The organism is Streptomyces sp. CA-210063 (assembly GCF_024612015.1).
Classification (GTDB): domain Bacteria; phylum Actinomycetota; class Actinomycetes; order Streptomycetales; family Streptomycetaceae; genus Streptomyces.
Map to the genome: position 1 here is coordinate 4,071,153 of NZ_CP102512.1, position 20,749 is coordinate 4,091,901.

Genomic DNA, 20,749 nt, shown 5'->3' on the forward strand with positions numbered 1-20,749 from the left:
CGGATGGGACAGGGTTCAACGCATAGAAGAGTAGCCGATCGAAGGACCGACCCCGCAATCGGCTACTGTCTGTAGCGGTGACCGGACTTGAACCGGTGACACAGCGATTATGAGCCGCTTGCTCTACCGACTGAGCTACACCGCTGTGATGCGATCGGGCCCCGCCTTGCGGCGGGAACCTTTCACACCAGAGCCCCAATACGGAATCGAACCGTAGACCTTCTCCTTACCATGGAGACGCTCTGCCGACTGAGCTATTGGGGCGAGCGATGAAGACATTACACGCCCCACGGCCGATCGCCCAAATCCGTTTCCCCGTCCCCATCCATGGGCCGTCCAGGGATCTTCCAGGGGTCGCCCCGGCATCGTCCGGGGATCGTTCGGGGGTCGCCCGGGGATCGTCCGGGGCCGTTGTCCGTCCCGTTTCGGAAGGCCTCGTGGGCCTCATCCGCACCACCGTTCCCGGCCTCTCTCGACGGGCCGCCGACAGGTGAACCACACCGGTACGACTATTGCGCTCCTCCGCGACGAGGACAGGCGGCCCGCCTAGGCTCGACTCACTCTGTGTGATCTTGTGTCCCTCGCTGTGTCCCTACCGAGTCCCTACCGTGTGCGTCACGTGCAGCCGTCGTCGAGCCCCGGGAGCGCGATGCCCGACAGCCAGCCGCAGCCGTCCCACTCCTCGTCCGGCCCGCCCTCGGGTTCGGACGAGGCAGGTGCCCTGCTGCTGTGCGGTGCGCGACTGACCGACGGCCGGGTGGTGGACGTACGGCTGGGCGGCGGGCGTATCGAGGCGGTCGGCACGGCGGGCAGCCTGGGCGCCGGATCTGCCGTGTCCGGAGCGCCCGCCACCCGGGTGGACCTCGGCGGCCATCTGCTCCTGCCGGCCCCCGCGGAGCCGCACGCCCACGGCGACACGGCCCTGTCGGCCGACTTCGAGGGGCCGGTCTCGTACGACGGCCAGGACGTCCAGCGGCGGGCCACCGAGGCGGCGCTGCTCCAGCTCGGGCACGGTGCCACCGCGGTGCGCTCGCATGTCCACGTGGGCGACGTACAGGGGCTGAGGGCGCTGGCGGCGGTGCTCCAGGCGGGGCGGGCGCTGCGCGGACTCGTCGGGCTGACGACGGTGGCGATGCCCCGGGTGCTGACCGGAGTGGCCGGGGCGGACGGGCTCGCGATCCTGCGGGACGCGGTCAAGATGGGCGCCTCGGTGATCGGCGGCTGCCCGGATCTGGACCCCGATCCCACCGGGTACGTGGAGGCGGTCCTGGAGATCGCCTCCGAGCAGGGCTGCCCGGTCGACCTGCACACGGACGGCGGCGATCCGGCGCGGCTGGCCCGGCTCGCGGCCATGGCGGGCGGCCTGCGGCCCGGCGTCACCCTCGGCCCGTGCGGCAGCCTGGCACGCCTCCCCGCCCCGGCCGCCTCCCGCGCCGCCGACCAGCTCGCCGCGGCCGGCGTCACGGTCATCTGCCTCCCCCAGGGCGGCTGCGGCACCGTGGACCGCCGGGGCACGGCCCCCGTACGGCTTCTACGGGCGGCCGGCGTACGGGTCGCGGCGGGCAGCGGGGCCCTGCGGGACGTGTCGAACCCCGTCGGCCGAGGGGACCCGCTGGAGGCGGCCTACCTGCTGGCCTCCCGGTACGGTCTGCGGCCCGAGGAGGCGTACGACGCGGTCAGCGGGGCGGCGCGCGCCGCGCTCGGCCTGCCCGAGGTGCGCGTGGAGGCCGGCTTCCCCGCCGAGCTGCTCGCCGTACGCGGCGACCGGCTCGCCGGAGTGCTGTCCCTCGCGTACAGCCGCATCGTGGTGCACCGGGGGCGCGTGGTGGCGCGCACCAGCGCGGTACGGGAGTACTGCGGCTCGGCGGTGAGCGGGGCGCCGGATCTGCCTCGGCAGGGGCGAGGGGAGCCGTCGTGAGGGGCGTACGCGGTGGGTGCGGGGGCGCGTAGGCGTGCGCGGGCGGGGTGAGGGCGGGGCGGAGGGCGCAGGCCGTGCGGGGGAAGCGTAAGGAACGTGGGCATGGGTGTGGGCACGCGCGCGTGGGGCTTTCGTGCTCTACGCGCGCGTGCCCGGTGCTGTGGGTTCGAGCAGGCCTGGCGGCCGGTCAGACGCTCAGCATTCCGCTGCCGAACGGGCCGCCGAACTCGTCGACCGGGACCTCTGAGGCACCCTTCGGCGCGCTGATGTCGCCGGCCTTGCCGAAGGTGAGGACGAGAGCGGCCTTGGCGCCCTTCGGGTCGTCGGCGAGAGCGGCGAGGTCGGTCTCGATCCGGGTCAGGTCGCCGTTCTTGAGGGTGAAGTCGACCGCGACGTTCTTGTTCGGGGCGTCCTTCAGGTCCTTGCTCGTGGGGAGTTCGGCCCCCGGCGGCAGGTCGCCCTCGATGGGCTGGAGCTTGTCGACGATGCCGGTGAGCAGGTCGCGGAAGTTGGCCTTGGCGGTGATGACCTCGGTGCCGTCCTTGCCCTCCTTGGTCTTGAAGCCGACCTCGCGGGCGACGACACCGCGGACGGCGTCGAGGATCTTCTTCTGGGTCTTGGCGTCGATCTCGTCGGAGCCGCCCGAGCCGGAGCCTGCCCCGGCGTCCTCGGCGGCTTCCTCCAGGTCGTCGGTGTTGACCTTGACCCAGTCGCCCTCGAGGAGCGGCCGCAGGTGCTGCTCGCTCTCGGGGAGTTCGTCGAGTTCGTCGGCCGACGGGAACGGCATGCCCGTCGCCTCTCCGACGGCCTCCATGTCGACGCGGTAGTACGTGTAGTCGCCGACGAGCCGGTACTCGACGAGTACGCCCTCGTCGCCCGAGATCTTCATGCCGACGCCGACGACGTCCTTCTCGCCGGACTCGGCCAGCGGCTTCTTCGACTTGACCGACACATCGACGCTCAGCCCGGTGAAGAACTCCGCCATCTCCGGCGGCACTTCCTCGCTGTCCTCGCCCATCAGTGCGGTGAGGTCGTCCGGGTCGGCGTCGAGCCGCAGGCCGAAGGCCAGCGACTTCTGCTCGCCGAGCCGCTCGACGGCGCTGTCGACCTTCTGGCCCGCGGTGAGGTTCTGAACGGTGCCGCACGCGGCCACCGTGGCCAGCACGGCCGCGGCGCAGCCGACCCCGGTGAAGGTACGGCGGACGACGGGCGCCCCGGTGGCGGATGCGCGCGCTATGGACGTACGTACGACGGTTTTACGCATGGCGGTGAGGTATCCCCCCGTGATTCCGGTGTTCGCCGACACGGCGAACATCTGTGAGACACCTGTGGCGGCCGGATGGTTGCGCGGCGAACGCGTCCGTTCGGGCGTACGGTCGGAAACATGCGCATTGTCATCGCTGGAGGTCATGGTCAGATCGCGCTGCGGCTGGAGCGGCTGCTCGCCGCGCGCGGGTACGAGGTCTCGGGGCTCATCCGCCGTCCCGAACACGCCGACGATCTGCGCGCGGCCGGTGCCGAGCCGGTGCTGTGCGATCTGGAGTCGGCGTCGACCGAGGAGGTCGCCGCGCATCTGCAGGGCGCGGACGCCGCCGTGTTCGCGGCGGGCGCCGGCCCGGGCAGCGGGGCGGCCCGCAAGGACACGGTCGACCGCGGCGCGGCGGTCCTGTTCGCGAACGCCGCGGTCCGGACGGGCGTACGACGTCACCTCGTCGTCTCCTCCATGGGCGCGGACCCGAACCACGAGGGCGACGACGTCTTCGACGTCTACCAGCGGGCGAAGGGCGAGGCCGACGCGTATGTCCGCGGTCTGGACGCCCTGGACTGGACGATCCTGCGCCCCGGCATGCTCACCGACGACGCCGGCACCGGCCTCGTCCGCCTGGAGGCGTCCACGGGCCGCGGCCCGATCCCCCGCGACGACGTGGCCGCCGTACTCGCCGAGCTCCTCGACACCCCGGCCACCGCCGGTCTCACCCTGGAACTCATCAGTGGCTCGACGCCGGTCTCGGTGGCCGTGAAGTCGGTGGCGGGCAACTGAACCGAGGAGCCCCGCGTCAGAACAGCGGCAGCTGACCGGGGAACTCGGGAACGACATATCCGTCGAGCGCGGGCTGGGCCTCCCCGATCCCGGCCGGCCTGCGCGACCCGGGACACGACACCAGCTCCCCGCTCGCCCGCCCGGGCGGATCGTGCCGCGCGAACCGCCCCGCCACGACGGCGATCTCTCGACGGCACTCGGGGCAGTTTCTACGACGCGATGACATGCGGTCAGTGTGCCTCGCGGCCGTACCGACTCCCCGCACACGTCACATCCGTAGTCGCACGCGCATACGAAAAAGCCCCTCCCGAACTGCTCTCACAGTCCGGAAGGGGCTTCCCTCCACGTGGCGGCGCCAGGATTCGAACCTGGGTAGGCTAAGCCGACGGATTTACAGTCCGCTCCCATTGGCCACTCGGGCACACCGCCTGGGATTTGTCGCCGTTCGAACCGCTTTTCGGCGGCGCTCCGTGGCGACGACGTAAACGATACCTGATGCTCGGGGGTGCTCCGCCACCTGATTGATCAGTACTCGGAGGGGGCTGGGTGGCTAGGCTTGTCGCCTTCCGATACCCCGATACAAGGAGCCACAGGACATGGCCGACTCCAGTTTCGACATCGTCTCGAAGGTCGAGCGGCAGGAGGTCGACAACGCCCTCAACCAGGCCGCCAAGGAGATCTCGCAGCGCTACGACTTCAAGGGCGTCGGCGCCTCGATCTCGTGGTCCGGCGAGAAGATCCTGATGGAGGCGAACTCCGAGGACCGGGTGAAGGCCATCCTCGACGTCTTCCAGTCCAAGCTGATCAAGCGCGGGATCTCCCTGAAGTCCCTGGACGCGGGTGAGCCCCAACTGTCCGGCAAGGAGTACAAGATCTTCGCGTCGATCGAGGAGGGCATCTCCCAGGAGAACGCCAAGAAGGTGGCGAAGATCATTCGCGACGAGGGTCCGAAGGGCGTCAAGGCCCAGGTCCAGGGCGATGAGCTCCGGGTGAGCTCCAAGAGCCGTGACGACCTGCAGGCCGTGATCGCCCTCCTCAAGGGCCAGGACTTCGACTTCGCGGTGCAGTTCGTCAACTACCGGTGATCACCCGTAGTCAGCGCCCTGCGCGGAAGGGTGGGCCCCCGGCTTCGGCCGGGGGCCCACCCTTCCGCCTGCCGGCTGCGGATTCGGGGTGGTGGTGCGTACGGGCTCAGCGGCGGGAGTGGCCGAAGAGGATGCGGTAGGCGATCAGCAGGACCAGGGAGCCGCCGATCGCGGCCGCCCAGGTGGCGCCGTCGTAGAACTGCTCGGAGATCGGGTGGTCCAGCCAGCGGGCGGAGATCCAGCCGCCGATGAAGGCGCCCGCGACGCCGATGAGGGTCGTGCCGATGAAGCCGCCCGGGTCCCGGCCCGGCAGCAGGAACTTGGCGATGGCGCCGGCCAACAGCCCCAGAACGATCCAGCCGATGATGCTCATGCCGTGAACCTGCCCTTTCGTACTGTGCCTGTGCTGTGTTTCCCCCCACAGAGGCCAGATGCCTTGTCTTCGGGCCCTGTTGTTCTGCTCTGTCGTCCCCTGTCGTCCCCTGTCGTCCCCTGTCGTTCTCTGTCGGTCTGCCTGTCGGTCTGCTGTCGTCCTCTGTCGTTCTGCGTTGTTGTCGGGGAGGACGCCTCGGTGACGTCCGGCGGTTGCGGCGATCAGTAGGGTGCGGCGCATGACACAGGTCGGATCGGGCGCCCAGTTGCGCCGCACGCTCGGGGTCGGGGACGCCGTGGTCATCGGGCTGGGTTCGATGATCGGCGCGGGGATCTTCGCGGCGCTGGGCCCCGCGGCACACGCGGCCGGGTCCGGGCTGCTGCTCGGGCTCGGGGTCGCCGCCGTGGTCGCGTACTGCAACGCGATGTCGTCGGCGCGGCTGGCGGCCCTGTATCCGGCGTCGGGCGGCACGTATGTGTACGGGCGTGAGCGGCTCGGCGCCTTCTGGGGGTATCTGGCCGGCTGGTCGTTCGTCGTCGGCAAGACGGCCTCGTGCGCGGCGATGGCGCTCACCGTGGGGGCGTACGTGTGGCCGGGGCAGGCGCACGCCGTGGCGGTGGCGGCGGTGGTGGCGCTGACCGCCGTGAACTACGGCGGTGTCCAGAAATCGGCCTGGCTGACGCGGGCGATCGTCGCCGTGGTGCTGGCGGTCCTCGCCGCCGTGGTGGTCGTGTGCCTGGGGTCCGGCGAGTCGGATGCCGGGCGGCTCGACGTCGGGGCGTCGGGTGGCGTGGGCGGGGTGCTGCAGGCGGCCGGGCTGCTGTTCTTCGCGTTCGCGGGGTACGCGCGGATCGCGACCCTGGGCGAGGAGGTGCGGGATCCGGCGCGCACCATCCCGCGCGCGATCCCGCTCGCGCTGGGCATCGCGCTGATCGTGTACGCGGCCGTCGCCGTGGCCGTCCTCTCCGTGCTGGGTTCCGGTGGGCTGGGGCAGGCCTCGGCTCCGCTGGCCGACGCGGTACGGGCGGCCGGTGTGCCGGGGCTGGTGCCCGTGGTGCGGGTGGGGGCCGCCGTGGCCGCGCTGGGGTCGCTGCTGGCGCTCATCCTGGGCGTCTCGCGTACGACTCTCGCCATGGCCCGGGACCGGCACCTCCCCGGCGCCCTGGCCGCCGTCCACCCCCGCTTCCAGGTGCCGCACCGGGCTGAGCTGGCCGTGGGTGCCGTGGTCGCCGTCCTGGCCGCCACCGTCGATGTCCGGGGTGCGATCGGTTTCTCCTCCTTCGGCGTCCTCGCGTACTACGCGGTCGCCAACGCGTCCGCCTGGACGCTGAGTTCGTCCGCCGTCTCCCGGGTGGTGCCGGTGGTGGGACTCATCGGGTGCGCGGTGCTGGCGTTCGCGCTGCCCGCGGTGTCGGTGGGCGTGGGCGTGGCCGTACTGGGCGTGGGGGCGGCGGCGTACGGCGTACGGCGGTGGTGGGCGGGGCGGAGCCGCTGAGCAGCCGGGCCAGCCGGGCCACCAGGCGGGTCAGGCGGGTCAGGCGGGTCAGGCGGGTCAGGCGGGTCAGGCGGGTCAGGCGGGTCAGGCGAGGCGTACGTCTATGCGGCGTTCGGTGAAGAAGGCGAGGAGTTCCTCGAAGGTCTCCGGGCGGATGTCGACGCGTGGGGTGAGGCCGAGGGACGCGCGGGCGATGTGGGCGTCGTGCCAGATCAGGGTGAAGGGCGAGGTGGCGCCGAAGTTGCCGCACAGGGCGTCGTCGACGTCGTTGCGGCCGCGGCCGAAGTAGCCGCCGGGGCCGTTGACGGCCTCGCCGAGGGCGCAGTAGAAGGCCTGGTCGTCGGTGATGTGGCGGCCGTCGAGGTGGTACGTGGTGCCGGGGGCGGCGTCGGGCTCGGCCCAGTCCTGGTTGGCCAGGGCCGTGGCGAGCCAGAACGTTCGGCCGGCGGTGCCGCAGCGGGCCCAGAGGTTGGGTTCGGTGGGGCGTCCTCGGTCCCACAGCTCCCAGACGTGCTCGGCCGCGGTCGGCGGTCGGTCCGACCACGGTTCGAGGGTGAGGTCGACGAGGCCACGGCCGCGGGCCGACGGGATCCACGCGGTGAGTTCGCCCTCCACGGCGGCCTGGACCGTACCGCCCTGTGCGTCGACCCGCAGCAGCTTGGCGTGGCCCAGGTCCTCCTCCCCCGCGTCCAGCGCGGCCCGCAGGGCTCCGCGCGGCGCGCAGCCGAGGAGCCGCACCGGGGGGTCGGCGTGGTCGGGCAGGTCGTCGTCGACGTGCGCCAGGTCACGGCACGAACCCCGGGGTTCACCTGCCGGGCCGAGGAGCCGGAAACCCCGGGACAGGGGGCGGCGCTGGGGGTAGTCGGACGGGTTGTCGGCGTGCTGTGACGCCTCGATCACCACGTCCCGCAGGGACAGGTCGCGGGGGCAGGGGCGGTCGCCGAGGACGCGTACGTCCTTCAGACACCACTCGTAGACCGGCTCGCCCCGCGCGCCGAGGATCTCCAGGACGAGGAAACCGAGGGGTGCGGAGCCGTCGGCACGCGCGCGCGTGAGGGCCGTTTCCAGCTCGCCCTCGGGGGCGCAGCCCAGGAGTTCGTACGTGCCGCGCGGGGGTGGGGGCGGGTCGCCGAAGAGGTTCTCGGTGTCCGTGCAGGAGGCCCAGGTCTCCTCGTAGCCGTCCTCGCCGTTGAACTCGGCCTCCGCGTCGTACGACAGCAGGACGTACTTCGGCCGCTCCGTGGCCCCCATCCCCGGCACGCCGCTTCGTCAGCGCTGGCCGAACGGCTGGTTCGAGCGGACGATCTCGCGGCCCAGGGGCATCAGGGAGACCGGGACGAGCTTGAAGTTGGCGATGCCGAAGGGGATGCCGATGATCGTGACGCAGAGCACGAGGCCCGTGAAGATGTGGGTCAGCGCCAGCCACCAGCCCGCCAGGACCAGCCACAGGATGTTGCCGAGGCAGGAGGGCGCGCCCGCGTCACGGCGCTCGACCGCGCTGTACCCGAAGGGCCACAGGGCGTAGATGCCGATGCGGAACGAGGCGATGCCGAAGGGGATGCCGATGATGGTGATGCACAGGAGCAATCCTGCGAACAGGTAGCCGAGGAAGAGCCAGAAGCCGCTGAGGATCAGCCAGATGATGTTGAGGACGGTCTTCACTGGTGGCGACCTGCCATCTTCTCGAGTCGGGCGATGCGTTCCGCCATCGGCGGGTGTGTCGAGAACATCTTGGAGGTTCCCCGGCCCGGCCGGAAGGGGTTCGCGATCATCATGTGGCTCGCGGTCTCGATCCGGGGCTCCGGGGGGAGCGGGAGCTGCTTGGTGCCCCTTTCCAGTTTGCGAAGGGCACTGGCCAGCGCAAGCGGGTCGCCGGTGAGCTGGGCGCCGGAGGCGTCCGCCTCGTACTCCCGGGAGCGGCTGATCGCGAGTTGGATGAGGGACGCGGCGAGCGGGCCCAGGATCATGATCAGCAGCATGCCGAGGAGACCGGGGCCGTCGTCGTCGTCCGAGCGGCCGATGGGGATCAGCCAGGCGAAGTTCACCAGGAACATGATCACGGAGGCGAGGGCGCCGGCGACCGACGAGATCAGGATGTCGCGGTTGTAGACATGGCTCAGCTCATGGCCGATGACGCCGCGCAGCTCGCGCTCGTCGAGGAGGCGGAGGATGCCGTCGGTGCAGCACACGGCCGCGTTGCGCGGATTCCGGCCGGTCGCGAACGCGTTGGGGGCGTCCGTCGGGGAGATGTACAGGCGCGGCATGGGCTGACGGGCCTGCATGGAGAGCTCACGCACCATGCGGTAGAGCGCCGGGGCCTCGAACTCGCTGACCGGGCGGGCGCGCATCGCGCGTAGAGCCAGCTTGTCGCTGTTCCAGTACGCGTACGCGTTCGTGCCGAGCGCGACGAAGACCGCGATGACGAGACCCGTACGGCCGAAGAGGCTTCCTATGACGATGATGAGTGCGGACAGTCCCCCGAGGAGTACGGCGGTCCTGAGCCCGTTGTGCCGGCGGTGCACGGTACGCCCTCCAAGTCGTGCGGCAGGGGAACCCTTTGCTTGCTGTTGCTGTTGACTCCACTTCTCAGTGGACCCTCCCGTACTGGTCAACGCCAGGCGGGAGGTACTAGTTCCCTTGTGCGCGCGGCCCGGCCGGTGGGCCGTCCGGGTGAGGGCGGGGCTCGCCGGCTCGTCAGAAGAGGCCGGTGCCGGCGAAGCGCAGGACCAGTTGGGGTGCGCCGGAGAGGGCGATGCCGACGATTCCGGTGAGGGCGAGGGCGGCGGTCAGCGGTGCCGGGACGCGGTGCGGTTCCGGTTCGCCCTCGGGGGCGCGGAACAGCAGGGCCGTCCACTGGAGGTAGTAGAAGAGGGCGATCACGACGTTGACGGCCATGACGACGGCGAGCCAGCCGAGGCCCGCGTCGACGGCCGCCGAGAAGACGGTGACCTTGGCGAACAGGCCGATGATCCCCGGCGGCAGCCCGGCGAGGCAGAGCAGGAAGAAGGCCAGGAGCAGGGCGGACAGGGGGCTCGACGCGTACAGGCCCCGGTAGTCGCTGACGCGGTTCAGGGTCTTCGTACGGCCGACGAGGGCGGCCACGGCGAAGGCGCCGAGGTTCACGGCCGCGTACATCAGGGCGTAGGCGACGGTGGAGCCGATGGCCTTCTCGGCGTCGTCCGTGTTCTGGGCGTACGCGGCCGCCGCCATCGGCACGAGGAGGTAGCCGGCCTGGCCGACGGAGGACCAGGCGAGCAGCCGGACCGCGCTGTACGCGCGCGTGGACTGCTGTTTCAGGGCGCCGACGTTGCCGACGGTCATGGTGAGGGCGGCCAGCGCGGCGAGGGCGGGGCCCCAGACGTCGGCGTACGACGGGAGGGCGACGACGGTGACGAGGATCAGCCCGGAGAAGCCGACCGCCTTGCCGACGACCGACAGATAGGCGGCCACGGGCAGGGGGGCGCCCACGTAGGTGTCGGGGACCCAGAAGTGGAACGGTACGGCGGCCGTCTTGAAGGCGAAGCCGATGAGGGTGAGGACGACGCCGGCCTGGGTGAGGGTGTGGAGCTGGCCGTCGACGTTCTGGATCCGGTCGGCGATCTCGGTGAGGTAGAGGGTGCCGGTGGTGGCGTAGACGAAACTGATGCCCAGCAGGCTGACGGCGGTGGCGGTGACGGACGACAGGAAGAACTTCAGGGCCGCCTCGGAGGACCGCTTGTCGCCGTGCCGGATGCCGACGAGGGCGAAGGCGGGCAGGGAGGCGACCTCCAGGGCGACGATGAGGGTCGCGAGGTCGCGGGAGGCGGGCAGCAGGGCGGCGCCGGCCGCGGACGACAGCAGCAGGAACCAGAACTCCCCCTCGGGGAGTTCCTTCTTGGCGTCCTTCAGGGCGGTCATCGACAGCAGGGCGGCGAGGAGGGCGCCGCTGAGGACGAGGAACTGGACGACGAGCGTGAAACGGTCCGCGGTGTAGCTGCAGAGGTCCGGCTCGCCGGTCAGGCAGAAGGTGGCGCGGTCGCCGTCCAGAAGGGGCACGAGGGCCAGCAGGGACACGGCGAGGCCCGCTACGGAGGTCCAGCCGAGCAGGGCCTTCTTCGCGTCGCCCACGAAGAGGTCGGCGACGAGCACGGCGAGGCCGACGACCGCGGCGATCGTGGGCGGCGCGATCGCGAGCCAGTCGACGGACTGGACGACGGACTCGGCCAGGGTCTGGGCCTGTGCCTGTGCCTCTGCCTGTGCCTGAACCGGCGGCTGGGCCAAGGGGCTCAACGGGTGCCTCCTGCGAGGAGCTGCTGCACGGCCGGGTCGGTCAGACCGAGGAGGGCCGCGGGCCAGAGGCCGGCGAGGACGGTGAGGGCGACGAGCGGGGTCCAGGCCGCGAACTCGTACGTCTGTACGTCGGCGAGCCGCGGCCCCTCCTGCGGTTCCCGCGGGGCGGCACCCATGCAGACACGGCGGACCACGATCAGCAGATACGCGGCGGTGAGGAGCGTGCCGAACGCGGCGATCGTCATGAAGGTGAGGAAGGCCGGGCGACTGAGGCCCTCGGCGGGCCGGAACGCGCCGAACAGCGCCAGCATCTCGCCCCAGAACCCGGCGAGCCCCGGCAGGCCGAGCGAGGCGACGGCGGCGAAGGCGAGCAGGCCGCCGAGGCGCGGGGCCCTGCCGTAGAGGGCGGCGCCGGTCTCCTGCGCGAGGGTGTCCAGGTCGGTGCTGCCTGTGCGGTCCTTCAGGGCGCCGACCAGGAAGAACAGCAGGCCGGTGATGAGGCCGTGGGCGATGTTGGCGAAGAGGGCGCCGTTCACGCCGGTCGGGGTCATCGTCGCGATGCCGAGCAGGACGAAGCCCATGTGGCCGACGGAGGAGTACGCGATGAGGCGCTTGAGGTCGCCCTTCGCGCCCTGCCTGGCGAGGGCGAGACAGGCCAGCGAACCGTAGATGATCCCGACGACCGCGAAGGCGGCGAGGTACGGGGCGAAGGTGCGGAACCCGTCGGGCGTGATCGGCAGCAGGATGCGGACGAACCCGTACGTGCCCATCTTCAGCAGGACGCCGGCCAGCAGGACCGAGCCGACGGTCGGGGCGGCGGTGTGGGCGTCCGGCAGCCAGCTGTGCAGCGGCCACATCGGGGTCTTCACCGCGAGCCCGATGCCGATCGCCAGAACGGCGATGACCTGCACGGATGTGGTCAGCTCGGGGTGATTGTCAGTGGCGAGTGCCACCATGTCGAATGTGCCCGCCCTGAGTCCGATCAGGAGCAGGCCGAGCAGCATGACCACGGAACCGAGCAGGGTGTAGAGGATGAACTTCCAAGCGGCCTGCGTGCGTTGCTCACCGCCCCAGCGGGCGATGAGGAAGTACATCGGGATGAGCACCATCTCGAACGCGAGGAAGAACAGCAGTAGATCGAGGACGGCGAAGGTCGCGAGGGTGCCGGACTCCAGGACGAGCAGCAGGGCGACGAATGCCTTGGGGGACGGGCCCGAAGGCATTTTGGAGGAGGAGTAGAGCGCGCAGAGGAAGGTCAGCAGCGCGGTCAGGACCAGAAGGGGGAGGGAGATGCCGTCGATGCCGAGGTGGATGCGCACGTCGAGTGCGGGAATCCAGCTGATGTCCGTGCTGGCCTGCATCTTCGACGGCTGGTCGTGGTCGAAGCCGAGCGCGAGGACGATCGCGGCGATGAGCACCACGCCGGTCACGGTCACGCCGTGCCGGAGCACGGCCTGCTCGGGTGACTTCCCCTTCAGCCCGGGCGGGGCCGGGAGAAGAGCGGCGGCGGCGCCGATGAGCGGGCCGACGACGATCAACGCCAGAAGGACCTGCATCACGGACTCGTTGATATCGATCACGCCTGCTCACGCTCCCGTGGCGACGACGAGGGCGGCGACCACCAGGACGACGGTGCCGGCGAGCAGCGCGCTCACATAGGTCTGCACATTGCCGGTCTGCGCCCGGCGTACGGCCGCGCCCAGCAGGCGGGGCAGGGCGCCCGCGCCGTGGACGTAGGTGTCGACGACCTCGCGGTCGAGGAACCGGACGAGACTCGCGCCGGCCTGGACCGGGCGGACGAAGAGCGCCGAGTAGACGGCGTCGAGGTGGAAGCCGACGGCGGCGTGGCGGTGCAGCGGGCCGAGCAGGAGTCGGCCCGGGTCCGCCGGGTCGGGTGCCGCGGCCACGTCTCCGTAGGCGGGCGCGTGGCTGGCGATGGCCTCGGCCTCGACCGTGGCGGCGTCCGCCTCGGGGTGGGCCGCGACCGCGCCCAGCGGGGTGCGGGCTGCCTTGGCCCTGGCGGACCGCCAGGCCGCGTACGTCACCAGTGCGCCGGCCAGGGCGACGCCCGTGCCGAGGACGGACGTGGTGAGGGTCGGGGCCAGGTCGTCGCCGTCGAACCAGTCGGGGAGCCTGCCGTAGGCGAGTCCGCCGAGGGCGAGGGAGGGGACGGCGAGCACCCACAGCACCACGGTCATGGTGCGCGGCCCGCGGCCGTGGTCGGGGGCTTCGGCGCCCTTGCCGTGGAAGGCGAGCAGCCACAGGCGGGTCGCGTACGCGGCGGTGAGCAGGGCCGTGAGGACACCGGCGACGAGGACGGTCCAGCCCGCGGCGCCGGGGATGTGCTCGGCGTGGCCGGTGGCGGCGTGCTCGGCGGCTCCGAGGACGGACTCCTTGGAGAAGAAGCCGCTGAACGGCGGGATCGCGGCGAGCGCGAGGAGCGCCACGGTCATCGTCCAGTAGGCGTCGGGGACGCGGGCGCGCAGATGGCTCATGCGGGACATGGCGGCCAGGGAGTTGGTGCCGGCGGCGTGGATGATCACGCCGGCCGCGAGGAACAGCAGCGCCTTGAAGGCGCCGTGCGAGAGGAGGTGGAAGACGGCGGCACCACGGTCGCCGACGGCGAGGGCGCCGGTCATATAGCCGAGCTGGCCGATCGTCGAGTAGGCGAGGACGCGCTTGATGTCGTCCTGGGCGAGCGCGGCGAGGGCCGAGCCGGCCATGGTGATCGCGGCCATGACGGCGAGGACGACCAGGGCCGCCGCGGAGGCGGCGAAGACCGGGAGGAGCCGGGCGACGAAGTAGACACCGGCGGCGACCATCGTCGCGGCGTGGATCAGCGCGGAGACGGGCGTCGGGCCCGCCATCGCGTCGGGGAGCCAGGTGTGGAGGGGGAACTGGGCGGATTTACCGGCGACTCCGGCGAGGAGCAGGAGGGCGACCAGGGTCGGATGGTCAAGGCCGCCGTCGGTGACCGTGTCGAGGATGCGGGTGATGCGGAACGACCCGGCGTCCGTGGCGAGGGCGAACAGACCGATCAGGAAGGGGACGTCGCCGAGCTTGGTGACCAGGAAGGCCTTGAGGGACGCGGCGCGGGCCTCCGGGGTCTCCCAGTAGTGGCCGACCAGGAAGTACGAGCAGATGCCCATGATCTCCCAGCCGACCAGGAGCACCATCAGGTCGCCGGAGTAGACGACGAGGAGCATCGCGGAGGTGAAGAGGGAGACGAGAGCGGCGTACGAGGCGTAGCGCGGGTCGTCGCGCAGATAGCCCGTCGAGTAGATCTGCACACACGTCGCCACCAGGCCGACCAGGACGGCGACGAGGGCGGCGAAGCCGTCGATGTGCAGGGCGAGTTCGACGGGGACCGAGCCGGTGGGGGTCAGCTGTGTGGCCGCATCGACGGCCTGGTCGCCGCCCTGGCGTACGGCGACCAGAGCGGCCAGGACGAAGGCCGTGAGGGTCGGAAGTACGGCGAGGGGACGGACGAAGCCGGGGGCGGTGCGGCCGAGGAGCAGGCCGGCGGCGGCGCCGAGGAACGGGAGGAGGGGGACGAGGACGGCGAGGGTGGTCGTGGTCACGCGGTGGCCTCAGCCTTCTCGCTCCGCTCGGGTTGACCGGGTTGACCGGGTCGGGCGGGCTCGTGGGGGTCGCCGTCGGGGTGCTCGGCGGTGTCGCGGAGCTTGTCGATGTCCGCGGTGCCCCGGTTGCGGTGGACGGCGAGGACGATCGCCAGGCCGATGCCGATCTCGGCGGCGGCGATGGTGATGGTGAACAGGGTCAGGGCCTGGCCGGAGTGCAGGGTCTCCTCGGCGGCCTTGCTCAGCCAGACGTCGAAGGCGACGAGGTTGAGGTTGACCGCGTTGAGCATCAGCTCGACGGACATCAGGACGAGGATCGCGTTGCGGCGGGCGAGGACGCCGTAGAGGCCCGTGCAGAAGAGGAGGGAGGAGAGCACGACGGGATAGGCGAGGTGCATCAGCGGACACCTCCCTTGTCGGCTTGGGGTGCGGGGCCGGTCGCGGCTTGGGGTGCGGGGCCGGTCGCGGCTTGGGGTGCGGGGCCGGTCGCGGCTTTGGCGGCGGCTTCGGGGTCGGCTTTGGCTGCGGCCTTAGGGCTGGTGCCGGCTTGGGGGCCGGCGGCTTTGGCTGGGGCCTGGGGGTCGGCCTTGGCTGCGGCCTGGGGTCCGGGCTTGGCTGCGGCCTGGGGTCCGGGCTTGGCCGCGGCCTGGGGGTTGGACGGTGGTTTGGGTGGGGTGCCGTTTCGGGGGTGGGGGGTGGTCGCGGGGGTGGGCGTCGTCGGCTTGGCCTTGCGGGAGAGGACGATCGCGCCGACCAGGGCGGCGAGGAGGAGGACGGAGAGGGCCTCGAAGGGGAGGACCCAGTGCTGGAAGAGGCTCTCGCCGGTGGCCTTGGTGGAGCCGGCGGCGGGGCCGTCGAGGTCGATCCAGGTGGTGCGGAAGGCGTCGACGACGACCCAGACGAGGGCGGCGGCCGAGGCGACGGCCACGGTGAGGGCGGCCCAGCGGTTGCCGGAGTCGGCGTCCGGGGAGCGGCCGATGGGGGCCCTGGTGAGCATCAGACCGAAGAGGAGGAGGACGACGACGGAACCGACGTAGATGAGGACCTGCACCCAGGCGATGAACTCGGCGGTGAGCAGGAGGTACTCGACGGCGAGCCCGCCGAGCGCCACGACCAGCCACAGGGCGGCGTGCACCAGTTGCCGGGTGGTGACGGTGACGATCGCGGCGCCGAGGGTGACCAGGCCGACGAGGAGGAAGGCGATCTCGACGCCGGTCGGGGAGAGGAAGCCGTGGGTCTCGGTGGCGGCACGGGTGGTCGGGCCCGTCGCGAGAAGGCCGGCGGTTGCGGCGAGGGTCATTCCCGGCCCTCCTGCCTCGGCTGGTCCGTCTGCTGCTTGGACTCCCCCGCCGGCCGGGTGGGCTGCTCGGCAGCGCGGGCCTGCTCCTCCGCGTGCGACTCGGTCGCGGCGGGGGCGGTGGGCTCGGCGGCCGCGGCCTGCTGCTGGGCCGCCAGTTTCTCAGCGGTCTTACGGGCGGCGGCCACTTCCTTGGGTTCTTCGGCCGAGGGGTCGAGGGCGGGTGGGGACGGGACGGTCCACATCCACTCGCGGAGCTTGTCCCGTTCGTGGGTGAGTTCGTGGATGTCGGTCTCGGCGTACTCGAACTCCGGGGACCAGAAGAGGGCGTCGAAGGGGCAGACCTCGATGCAGATACCGCAGTACATGCAGAGGGAGAAGTCGATGGCGAAGCGGTCGAGGACGTTGCGGCTGCGCTCGCGACCGCCGGGGGCGGCGGGCGGGACCGTCTCCTTGTGGGAGTCGATGTAGATGCACCAGTCCGGGCACTCGCGGGCGCACAACATGCAGACCGTGCAGTTCTCCTCGAAGAGGCCGATGACGCCGCGGGTGCGGGGCGGCAGTTCGGGCTGGACGTCCGGGTACTGCTTGGTGACGGTCTTTCTCGTCATCGTGCGGAGGGTGACGGCCAAGCCCTTGGCGAGGCCGGAGCCGGGAATGGGGGCCATGGTTACCGGATCACCACCTTGACGACGCCGGTGAGGGCGATCTGGGCGAGGGAGAGGGGGACGAGGAGGGTCCAGGAGAGCTTCTGGAGCTGGTCCTCGCGTAGGCGGGGGTAGGTGACGCGGAGCCAGATCACGATGAAGGCGAGGACGGCGGTCTTCAGGAGGGTCCAGACCCAGCCGAGGCCGTCGGCGCCCCACGGGCCGTGCCAGCCGCCCAGGAAGAGGACGGTGGTGAGGCCGCACAGGACGACGATTCCGGCGTACTCGGCGAGGAGGAACAGAGCGAAGCGGAGGCCGGTGTACTCGGTGTAGGCGCCGAAGATGATCTCCGAATCGGCGACGGGCATGTCGAAGGGCGGGCGCTGGAGTTCGGCGAGGCCGGCGACGAAGAAGACGATCGCGCCGACGATCTGCCAGGGGAGCCACCACCACTGGAAGGCGTCGAGGATGCCGACGAGGGAGACCGTGCCGGCCGCCATCGCCACGGAGGCCGCCGTGAGCAGCATCGGGAGCTCGTACGCGAGGAGCTGGGCGGCGGTGCGGAGGCCGCCGAGGAGGGAGAACTTGTTCGCGGAGGCCCAGCCGGCCATGAGCGAGCCGAGGACGCCTACGCCCATCACGGCGAGGACGAAGAAGATCCCCGCGTCGATGACCTCGCCGACGGCGCCCTCGCCCGGGCCGATCGGGATGGCGAGGAGGACGAGGAGGTACGGGAGGAGGGCCACGGCCGGGGCGAGTTGGAAGATACGGCGGTCCGCGCCGGCCGGGACGACGTCTTCCTTCTGGGCGAACTTCACGCCGTCCGCGACGAGTTGGGCCCAGCCGTGGAAGCCGCCGGCGTACATGGGGCCGAGGCGGCCCTGCATGTGGGCCATCACCTTGTGCTCGGTCTGGCCGATGATCAAGGGGAAGGTCAGGAAGACGACGAAGACGACGAGGAGTCGCAGGGCGACGTCTAGGGCGTCGTTCACCGCGGGCCTCCTGTGGGGGGTTCTTCGGGGTCGGGGGTGTCGTCGGCGGGGGTGTCGTCGGCAGGTGCGCCGTTGTCGTCGGACGTCCCGTCGTCGGGGGTCTTGCCGGGAGGGGGCTCGTCCGGGGGTGTGTCGGGCGACGTGGTCTGCTGCGGAGGGGTGTCCGGGGTGGGCGTGCGCTCGGCGGCGACGGCTGCGTCGGGGGCAGCTGTGGCACCGGGTGCGGCCTCCGGCCTGGGCTCGGGCTCGGCCTTCGGCTCCGACTCGCGCTTGGGCTCGGGCTCGGGCTCGGGCTCGACCTTCGGCTCCGACTCGGCCTCCGGCGTTGGCGCCGGCGTGGGGTCGTCGAAGGCTGGGCGGGCGTGGTGCCAGGGGGCGTCCGCGCTGCGGGGGGCGGGGCGGGTGGGGCGCGGCCGCGCCGAGGGCTCGGCGGTGCCGGAGGCCTCGGCCGGGGTCGCGCGCCGGCTCGCTGAGCCTTCCGACGCCGAGCGGGCGCGGCGTGGGCCGGCGGGGGGCGTGCGCTGGGACTGCTCGGTTCGCTCGGCGGGCGCCGTCTGCTGTTCCGAGGCCGGGGCCTGCTCTTCCACAGCGCCCTGCTCCCCGGCAGAGGGCTGGACGCCGGGTGCCGGGGACTCGGTCGGAGAAGGCTGTGCGGGGGTCTCGGCCCGTTGCGTGGCCGAGCCTACGTCGGCGGAGCGGGTGTGGCGCGTGGTCGTGGGGCGCGCGGTCGCGTCGGGCGGCGAGCTGGGCGCAGCTTGGCTTACCGAATCCTCGGCCGCCGTGCGCGCACGACGCGGGGTTGCCGGGCGCGCGGTCGCGTCGGGTGGCGAGCCGGCTGCGGCTTGGCTTGCCGAGCCCTCCGCCGCCGTGCGGGCACGACGCGGGGTCGCCTGCGCGCCCGGTGTGTCGGCTGTGGCCTGGCTTGCCGAGCCCTCCGTTACCGAGCGAGCCCGGCGTACCGGGCGGTCGCCGGTCGTGCGGGCGGGGCGGTCGCCGGTTGTACGGGCGGCTGCGGCTCGGGCGGGGCGGGCTGGGGCCGGGGGGAGTTGGCCCTTGAGGGGGCCCCATTCGTTGGGGTCGGGGACGCCGGGCGGGAGCATCTGGCGGCGTTTGGGGGCGCCGTGTGCCGCGCCCGCCGCAGGCTCCCCCGGTTCCTTCGCGCCGGGCCAGGCCTTGGCCACGCGGGCAGCGAGGACGAAGTCCTTGCGGAGGGGGTGGCCCTCGAAGGTCTCGGGGAGGAGGAGGTGGTCCAGCGCGGGGTGGCCCTCGAAGCGGACGCCGAACATTTCGTGGGTCTCGCGTTCGTGCCAGGCCGCGCCGGCGTAGATGTCGACGGCGGTGGGCAGGACCGGGGACTCGTGCGGGACCGTGGTGCGGACGAGGAGGCGCCGGACCGGGGTCAGGGCCACCACGTGGGCCGACACGCGGAAACCCGTGCCTGGTTCGTCGACCGCGCTCAGCCAGTCGAAATAGGTGCAGCCCAGTGTGGAGTGGGCCGTGCGCAGGGCCTCGGTCCAGGATGCGGACGGGACATCCACGGTGAGGACGTCGTACGACTCCTCGGCCGTGGCCTCGGGGCCGAAGATCTCCTCGACGGGGGCGGGCAGCCAGCCGGTCACCTGTCCCCCTCCCCGGCGCCGGCACCCGTTCCCGTACCGGCACCCGTTCCAGCGTCGGTGCCTGTTCCAGCCTCGGTGTCCGTGACGGCCTCAGGACCCGCAGCGGCACCGGCACCCGTGACGCCCCCGGTGTCCGCGGCGGCCTCAGCACCCGTGGCGGCACCGGCACCCGTGACGGCCCCGGTGTCCGTGGCGGCCTCCGTCGCAGCCCCCGGCGGCTTCACCAAGTCGCTCTGCAGCGCCGCAGGTGAAGGGTGCGCGCCTCCGGGGCCGTTTCCGTACCGTTCCCCGAGGGACTCCCTCGCGATCTTCTCCTGGAGTTTCAGGATGCCCTGGAGCAGGGCCTCGGGGCGGGGCGGGCAGCCGGGGACGTAGACGTCGACGGGGATGATCTGGTCGACGCCCTTGGTGACGGAGTAGGAGTCCCAGTAGGGGCCGCCGCAGTTGGAGCAGGCGCCGAAGGAGATGACGTACTTCGGTTCGGGCATCTGTTCGTAGAGGCGCTTCACCGCCGGGGCCATCTTGTCCGTGACCGTGCCGGAGACGACCATGAGGTCGGCCTGGCGCGGGCCGGGTGCGAAGGGGATCACGCCGAGGCGGATGAAGTCGTGGCGGGCCATGGACGCGGCGATGAACTCGATCGCGCAGCAGGCCAGGCCGAAGTTGAAGACCCAGAGCGAGTAGCGGCGGCCCCAGTTGAGGATCACCTTCATCGGCTCGGGGGCGAGGCGGGCCAGGGCGCCCAGCCGTTTCGGTTCCGGAAGCAGGACGGGTTCCGCCGTGGCGGGACCCACTGCGGCGGGATCCACTGCGGCCGGCCGCCCCGTGGTGTGTGGCTGCCCCGTGGTGTGTGGCGTCACGTCCATGCCAGGACGCCCTTCTTGTATGCGTAGAGCAGGCCCACGGCCAGGAAGCCGAGGAAGACGAACATCTCGACGAGCGTCGTCGCGCCGTAGCCGTCGTCGGCGAAGACCGTCGCCCAGGGGAAGAGGAAGATCGAGTCGATGGCGAAGATGACATAGAGGAAGGCGTAGACGTAGTAGCGGACCTGAGTGTGGGCCCAGCCCTCGCCGACGGGGTCGACGCCGCACTCGTACGTCAGGAGCTTCTCCCGGGTGGGGACGTCGGGCCGCAGCAACCGTCCCGCGCCGAAGGCGACGGCGACGAAGAGCACGCCCACGGCGGCGAGCAGTCCGACCACCGAGTAGGACTGGAAGTAGTCCGCCGCTACCGCGACGGTCGGTTCCGGCACGTCCGTCCTCGCTCCCTGGCCTGGCGACGCGTACGTACGTGAGGGGATGCCGTACGTGCTTCGCCGTTCGACGATCTGTACGCACGGGAGTCTAGGCCCTGCTAAAGAGAGCGTAAGCAGCCCGTCACAGCTCGGCACCCCCAGGCTCCCGCACGTCCGGGTCCGGAAGGTCCGGGTCCG

Annotated in this window: 19 protein-coding genes, 3 tRNA genes and 1 pseudogene; 4 read left to right on the plus strand and 19 right to left on the minus strand. The window is 71.7% G+C overall.

What is annotated here, in order from left to right; translation table 11 throughout:
* Positions 1-72: 72 nt before the first annotated feature.
* Together JIX56_RS17440 and JIX56_RS17445 are read right to left on the minus strand one after the other, a co-directional pair.
* Positions 73-145: transfer RNA gene (locus JIX56_RS17440), tRNA-Met, on the minus strand.
* Between the two features lie 46 nt (positions 146-191).
* A tRNA-Thr gene (locus tag JIX56_RS17445) sits at positions 192-264 on the minus strand.
* A 385-nt stretch (positions 265-649) separates the two neighbouring features.
* Between JIX56_RS17445 and JIX56_RS17450 the strand changes: the two genes are divergently transcribed.
* Positions 650-1,918: an amidohydrolase family protein gene (locus JIX56_RS17450; protein ID WP_257541739.1), complete on the plus strand. Its 1,269-nt coding sequence runs from the start codon at positions 650-652 to the stop codon at positions 1,916-1,918.
* Between the two features lie 187 nt (positions 1,919-2,105).
* On the opposite strand, the gene JIX56_RS17455 is transcribed toward JIX56_RS17450, so the two are convergent.
* Complete coding sequence (locus JIX56_RS17455) at positions 2,106-3,182, minus strand: hypothetical protein (RefSeq protein WP_257541740.1); 1,077 nt, start codon at positions 3,180-3,182, stop codon at positions 2,106-2,108.
* A 120-nt stretch (positions 3,183-3,302) separates the two neighbouring features.
* On the opposite strand from JIX56_RS17455, the gene JIX56_RS17460 reads away from it, so the two are divergent.
* Complete coding sequence (locus JIX56_RS17460; protein WP_257541742.1) at positions 3,303-3,959, plus strand: SDR family oxidoreductase; 657 nt, start codon at positions 3,303-3,305, stop codon at positions 3,957-3,959.
* A 16-nt stretch (positions 3,960-3,975) separates the two neighbouring features.
* Here the strand turns inward: JIX56_RS17460 and JIX56_RS17465 are convergent, their stop codons facing one another.
* Together JIX56_RS17465 and JIX56_RS17470 are read right to left on the minus strand one after the other, a co-directional pair.
* Complete coding sequence (locus tag JIX56_RS17465) at positions 3,976-4,185, minus strand: hypothetical protein (protein WP_257541744.1); 210 nt, start codon at positions 4,183-4,185, stop codon at positions 3,976-3,978.
* A 121-nt stretch (positions 4,186-4,306) separates the two neighbouring features.
* Positions 4,307-4,388, minus strand: a tRNA-Tyr gene (locus tag JIX56_RS17470).
* A gap of 167 nt (positions 4,389-4,555) precedes the next feature.
* Here JIX56_RS17470 and JIX56_RS17475 point away from each other — a divergent pair.
* On the plus strand, positions 4,556-5,044 hold the full coding sequence (locus JIX56_RS17475; protein WP_257541746.1) for a YajQ family cyclic di-GMP-binding protein: 489 nt from the start codon (positions 4,556-4,558) through the stop codon (positions 5,042-5,044).
* Between the two features lie 106 nt (positions 5,045-5,150).
* Here the strand turns inward: JIX56_RS17475 and JIX56_RS17480 are convergent, their stop codons facing one another.
* The gene (locus tag JIX56_RS17480) at positions 5,151-5,417 is read right to left on the minus strand and encodes a GlsB/YeaQ/YmgE family stress response membrane protein (RefSeq protein WP_257541748.1); all 267 of its coding nucleotides are present in this window, start codon (positions 5,415-5,417) and stop codon (positions 5,151-5,153) included.
* A 238-nt stretch (positions 5,418-5,655) separates the two neighbouring features.
* Here JIX56_RS17480 and JIX56_RS17485 point away from each other — a divergent pair, with 238 nt between their 5' ends.
* Positions 5,656-6,912, plus strand: a complete 1,257-nt coding sequence (locus tag JIX56_RS17485) for an APC family permease (RefSeq protein WP_257541750.1) — start codon at positions 5,656-5,658, stop codon at positions 6,910-6,912.
* Positions 6,913-6,996: 84 nt separating this feature from the next.
* Here JIX56_RS17485 and JIX56_RS17490 read toward each other — a convergent pair whose 3' ends face one another.
* The 13 genes and pseudogenes from JIX56_RS17490 to JIX56_RS17550 form a co-directional block, all read right to left on the minus strand.
* Complete coding sequence (locus tag JIX56_RS17490) at positions 6,997-8,163, minus strand: barstar family protein (protein ID WP_257550935.1); 1,167 nt, start codon at positions 8,161-8,163, stop codon at positions 6,997-6,999.
* Between the two features lie 18 nt (positions 8,164-8,181).
* Positions 8,182-8,574 carry a YccF domain-containing protein gene (locus tag JIX56_RS17495; protein ID WP_257541752.1) on the minus strand — a complete coding sequence of 131 codons (393 nt, stop codon included), beginning with the start codon at positions 8,572-8,574 and terminating at the stop codon, positions 8,182-8,184.
* A complete protein-coding gene (gene htpX / locus JIX56_RS17500; protein WP_257541754.1) occupies positions 8,571-9,434 on the minus strand; it encodes a zinc metalloprotease HtpX in 864 nt (287 codons plus the stop codon). The genes JIX56_RS17495 and htpX overlap by 4 nt, the downstream gene beginning before the upstream one ends.
* Positions 9,435-9,606: 172 nt before the next feature.
* Complete coding sequence (locus JIX56_RS17505; RefSeq protein ID WP_443031834.1) at positions 9,607-11,181, minus strand: NADH-quinone oxidoreductase subunit N; 1,575 nt, start codon at positions 11,179-11,181, stop codon at positions 9,607-9,609.
* Complete coding sequence (locus tag JIX56_RS17510; protein ID WP_257541756.1) at positions 11,178-12,761, minus strand: complex I subunit 4 family protein; 1,584 nt, start codon at positions 12,759-12,761, stop codon at positions 11,178-11,180. The genes JIX56_RS17505 and JIX56_RS17510 overlap by 4 nt, the downstream gene beginning before the upstream one ends.
* A gap of 6 nt (positions 12,762-12,767) precedes the next feature.
* Positions 12,768-14,762: an NADH-quinone oxidoreductase subunit 5 family protein gene (locus tag JIX56_RS17515; RefSeq protein WP_257541758.1), complete on the minus strand. Its 1,995-nt coding sequence runs from the start codon at positions 14,760-14,762 to the stop codon at positions 12,768-12,770.
* Positions 14,759-15,160 carry an NADH-quinone oxidoreductase subunit NuoK gene (nuoK, locus tag JIX56_RS17520; protein ID WP_257541759.1) on the minus strand — a complete coding sequence of 134 codons (402 nt, stop codon included), beginning with the start codon at positions 15,158-15,160 and terminating at the stop codon, positions 14,759-14,761. Before nuoK ends, JIX56_RS17515 begins: the two co-directional genes overlap by 4 nt.
* A gap of 319 nt (positions 15,161-15,479) precedes the next feature.
* A pseudogene (locus JIX56_RS48030) lies at positions 15,480-16,062 on the minus strand (NADH-quinone oxidoreductase subunit J family protein); the annotation flags it as partial.
* Entirely contained in the window at positions 16,059-16,727 is a 669-nt protein-coding gene (locus JIX56_RS17530; RefSeq protein WP_257541763.1) for a NuoI/complex I 23 kDa subunit family protein, read from the minus strand. The pseudogene JIX56_RS48030 and the gene JIX56_RS17530, both read right to left, overlap by 4 nt.
* Before the next feature lie 2 nt (positions 16,728-16,729).
* Positions 16,730-17,698 carry a complex I subunit 1/NuoH family protein gene (locus JIX56_RS17535; protein ID WP_257541765.1) on the minus strand — a complete coding sequence of 323 codons (969 nt, stop codon included), beginning with the start codon at positions 17,696-17,698 and terminating at the stop codon, positions 16,730-16,732.
* Complete coding sequence (locus tag JIX56_RS17540) at positions 17,695-19,317, minus strand: NADH-quinone oxidoreductase subunit C (protein ID WP_257541766.1); 1,623 nt, start codon at positions 19,315-19,317, stop codon at positions 17,695-17,697. Before JIX56_RS17540 ends, JIX56_RS17535 begins: the two co-directional genes overlap by 4 nt.
* On the minus strand, positions 19,314-20,183 hold the full coding sequence (locus JIX56_RS17545) for an NADH-quinone oxidoreductase subunit B (RefSeq protein ID WP_257541768.1): 870 nt from the start codon (positions 20,181-20,183) through the stop codon (positions 19,314-19,316). The genes JIX56_RS17540 and JIX56_RS17545 overlap by 4 nt, the downstream gene beginning before the upstream one ends.
* Positions 20,174-20,569 (minus strand): NADH-quinone oxidoreductase subunit A, encoded by a 396-nt coding sequence (locus JIX56_RS17550; RefSeq protein ID WP_257541769.1) that lies wholly within the window; start codon positions 20,567-20,569, stop codon positions 20,174-20,176. The genes JIX56_RS17545 and JIX56_RS17550 overlap by 10 nt, the downstream gene beginning before the upstream one ends.
* Positions 20,570-20,749: the final 180 nt, after the last annotated feature.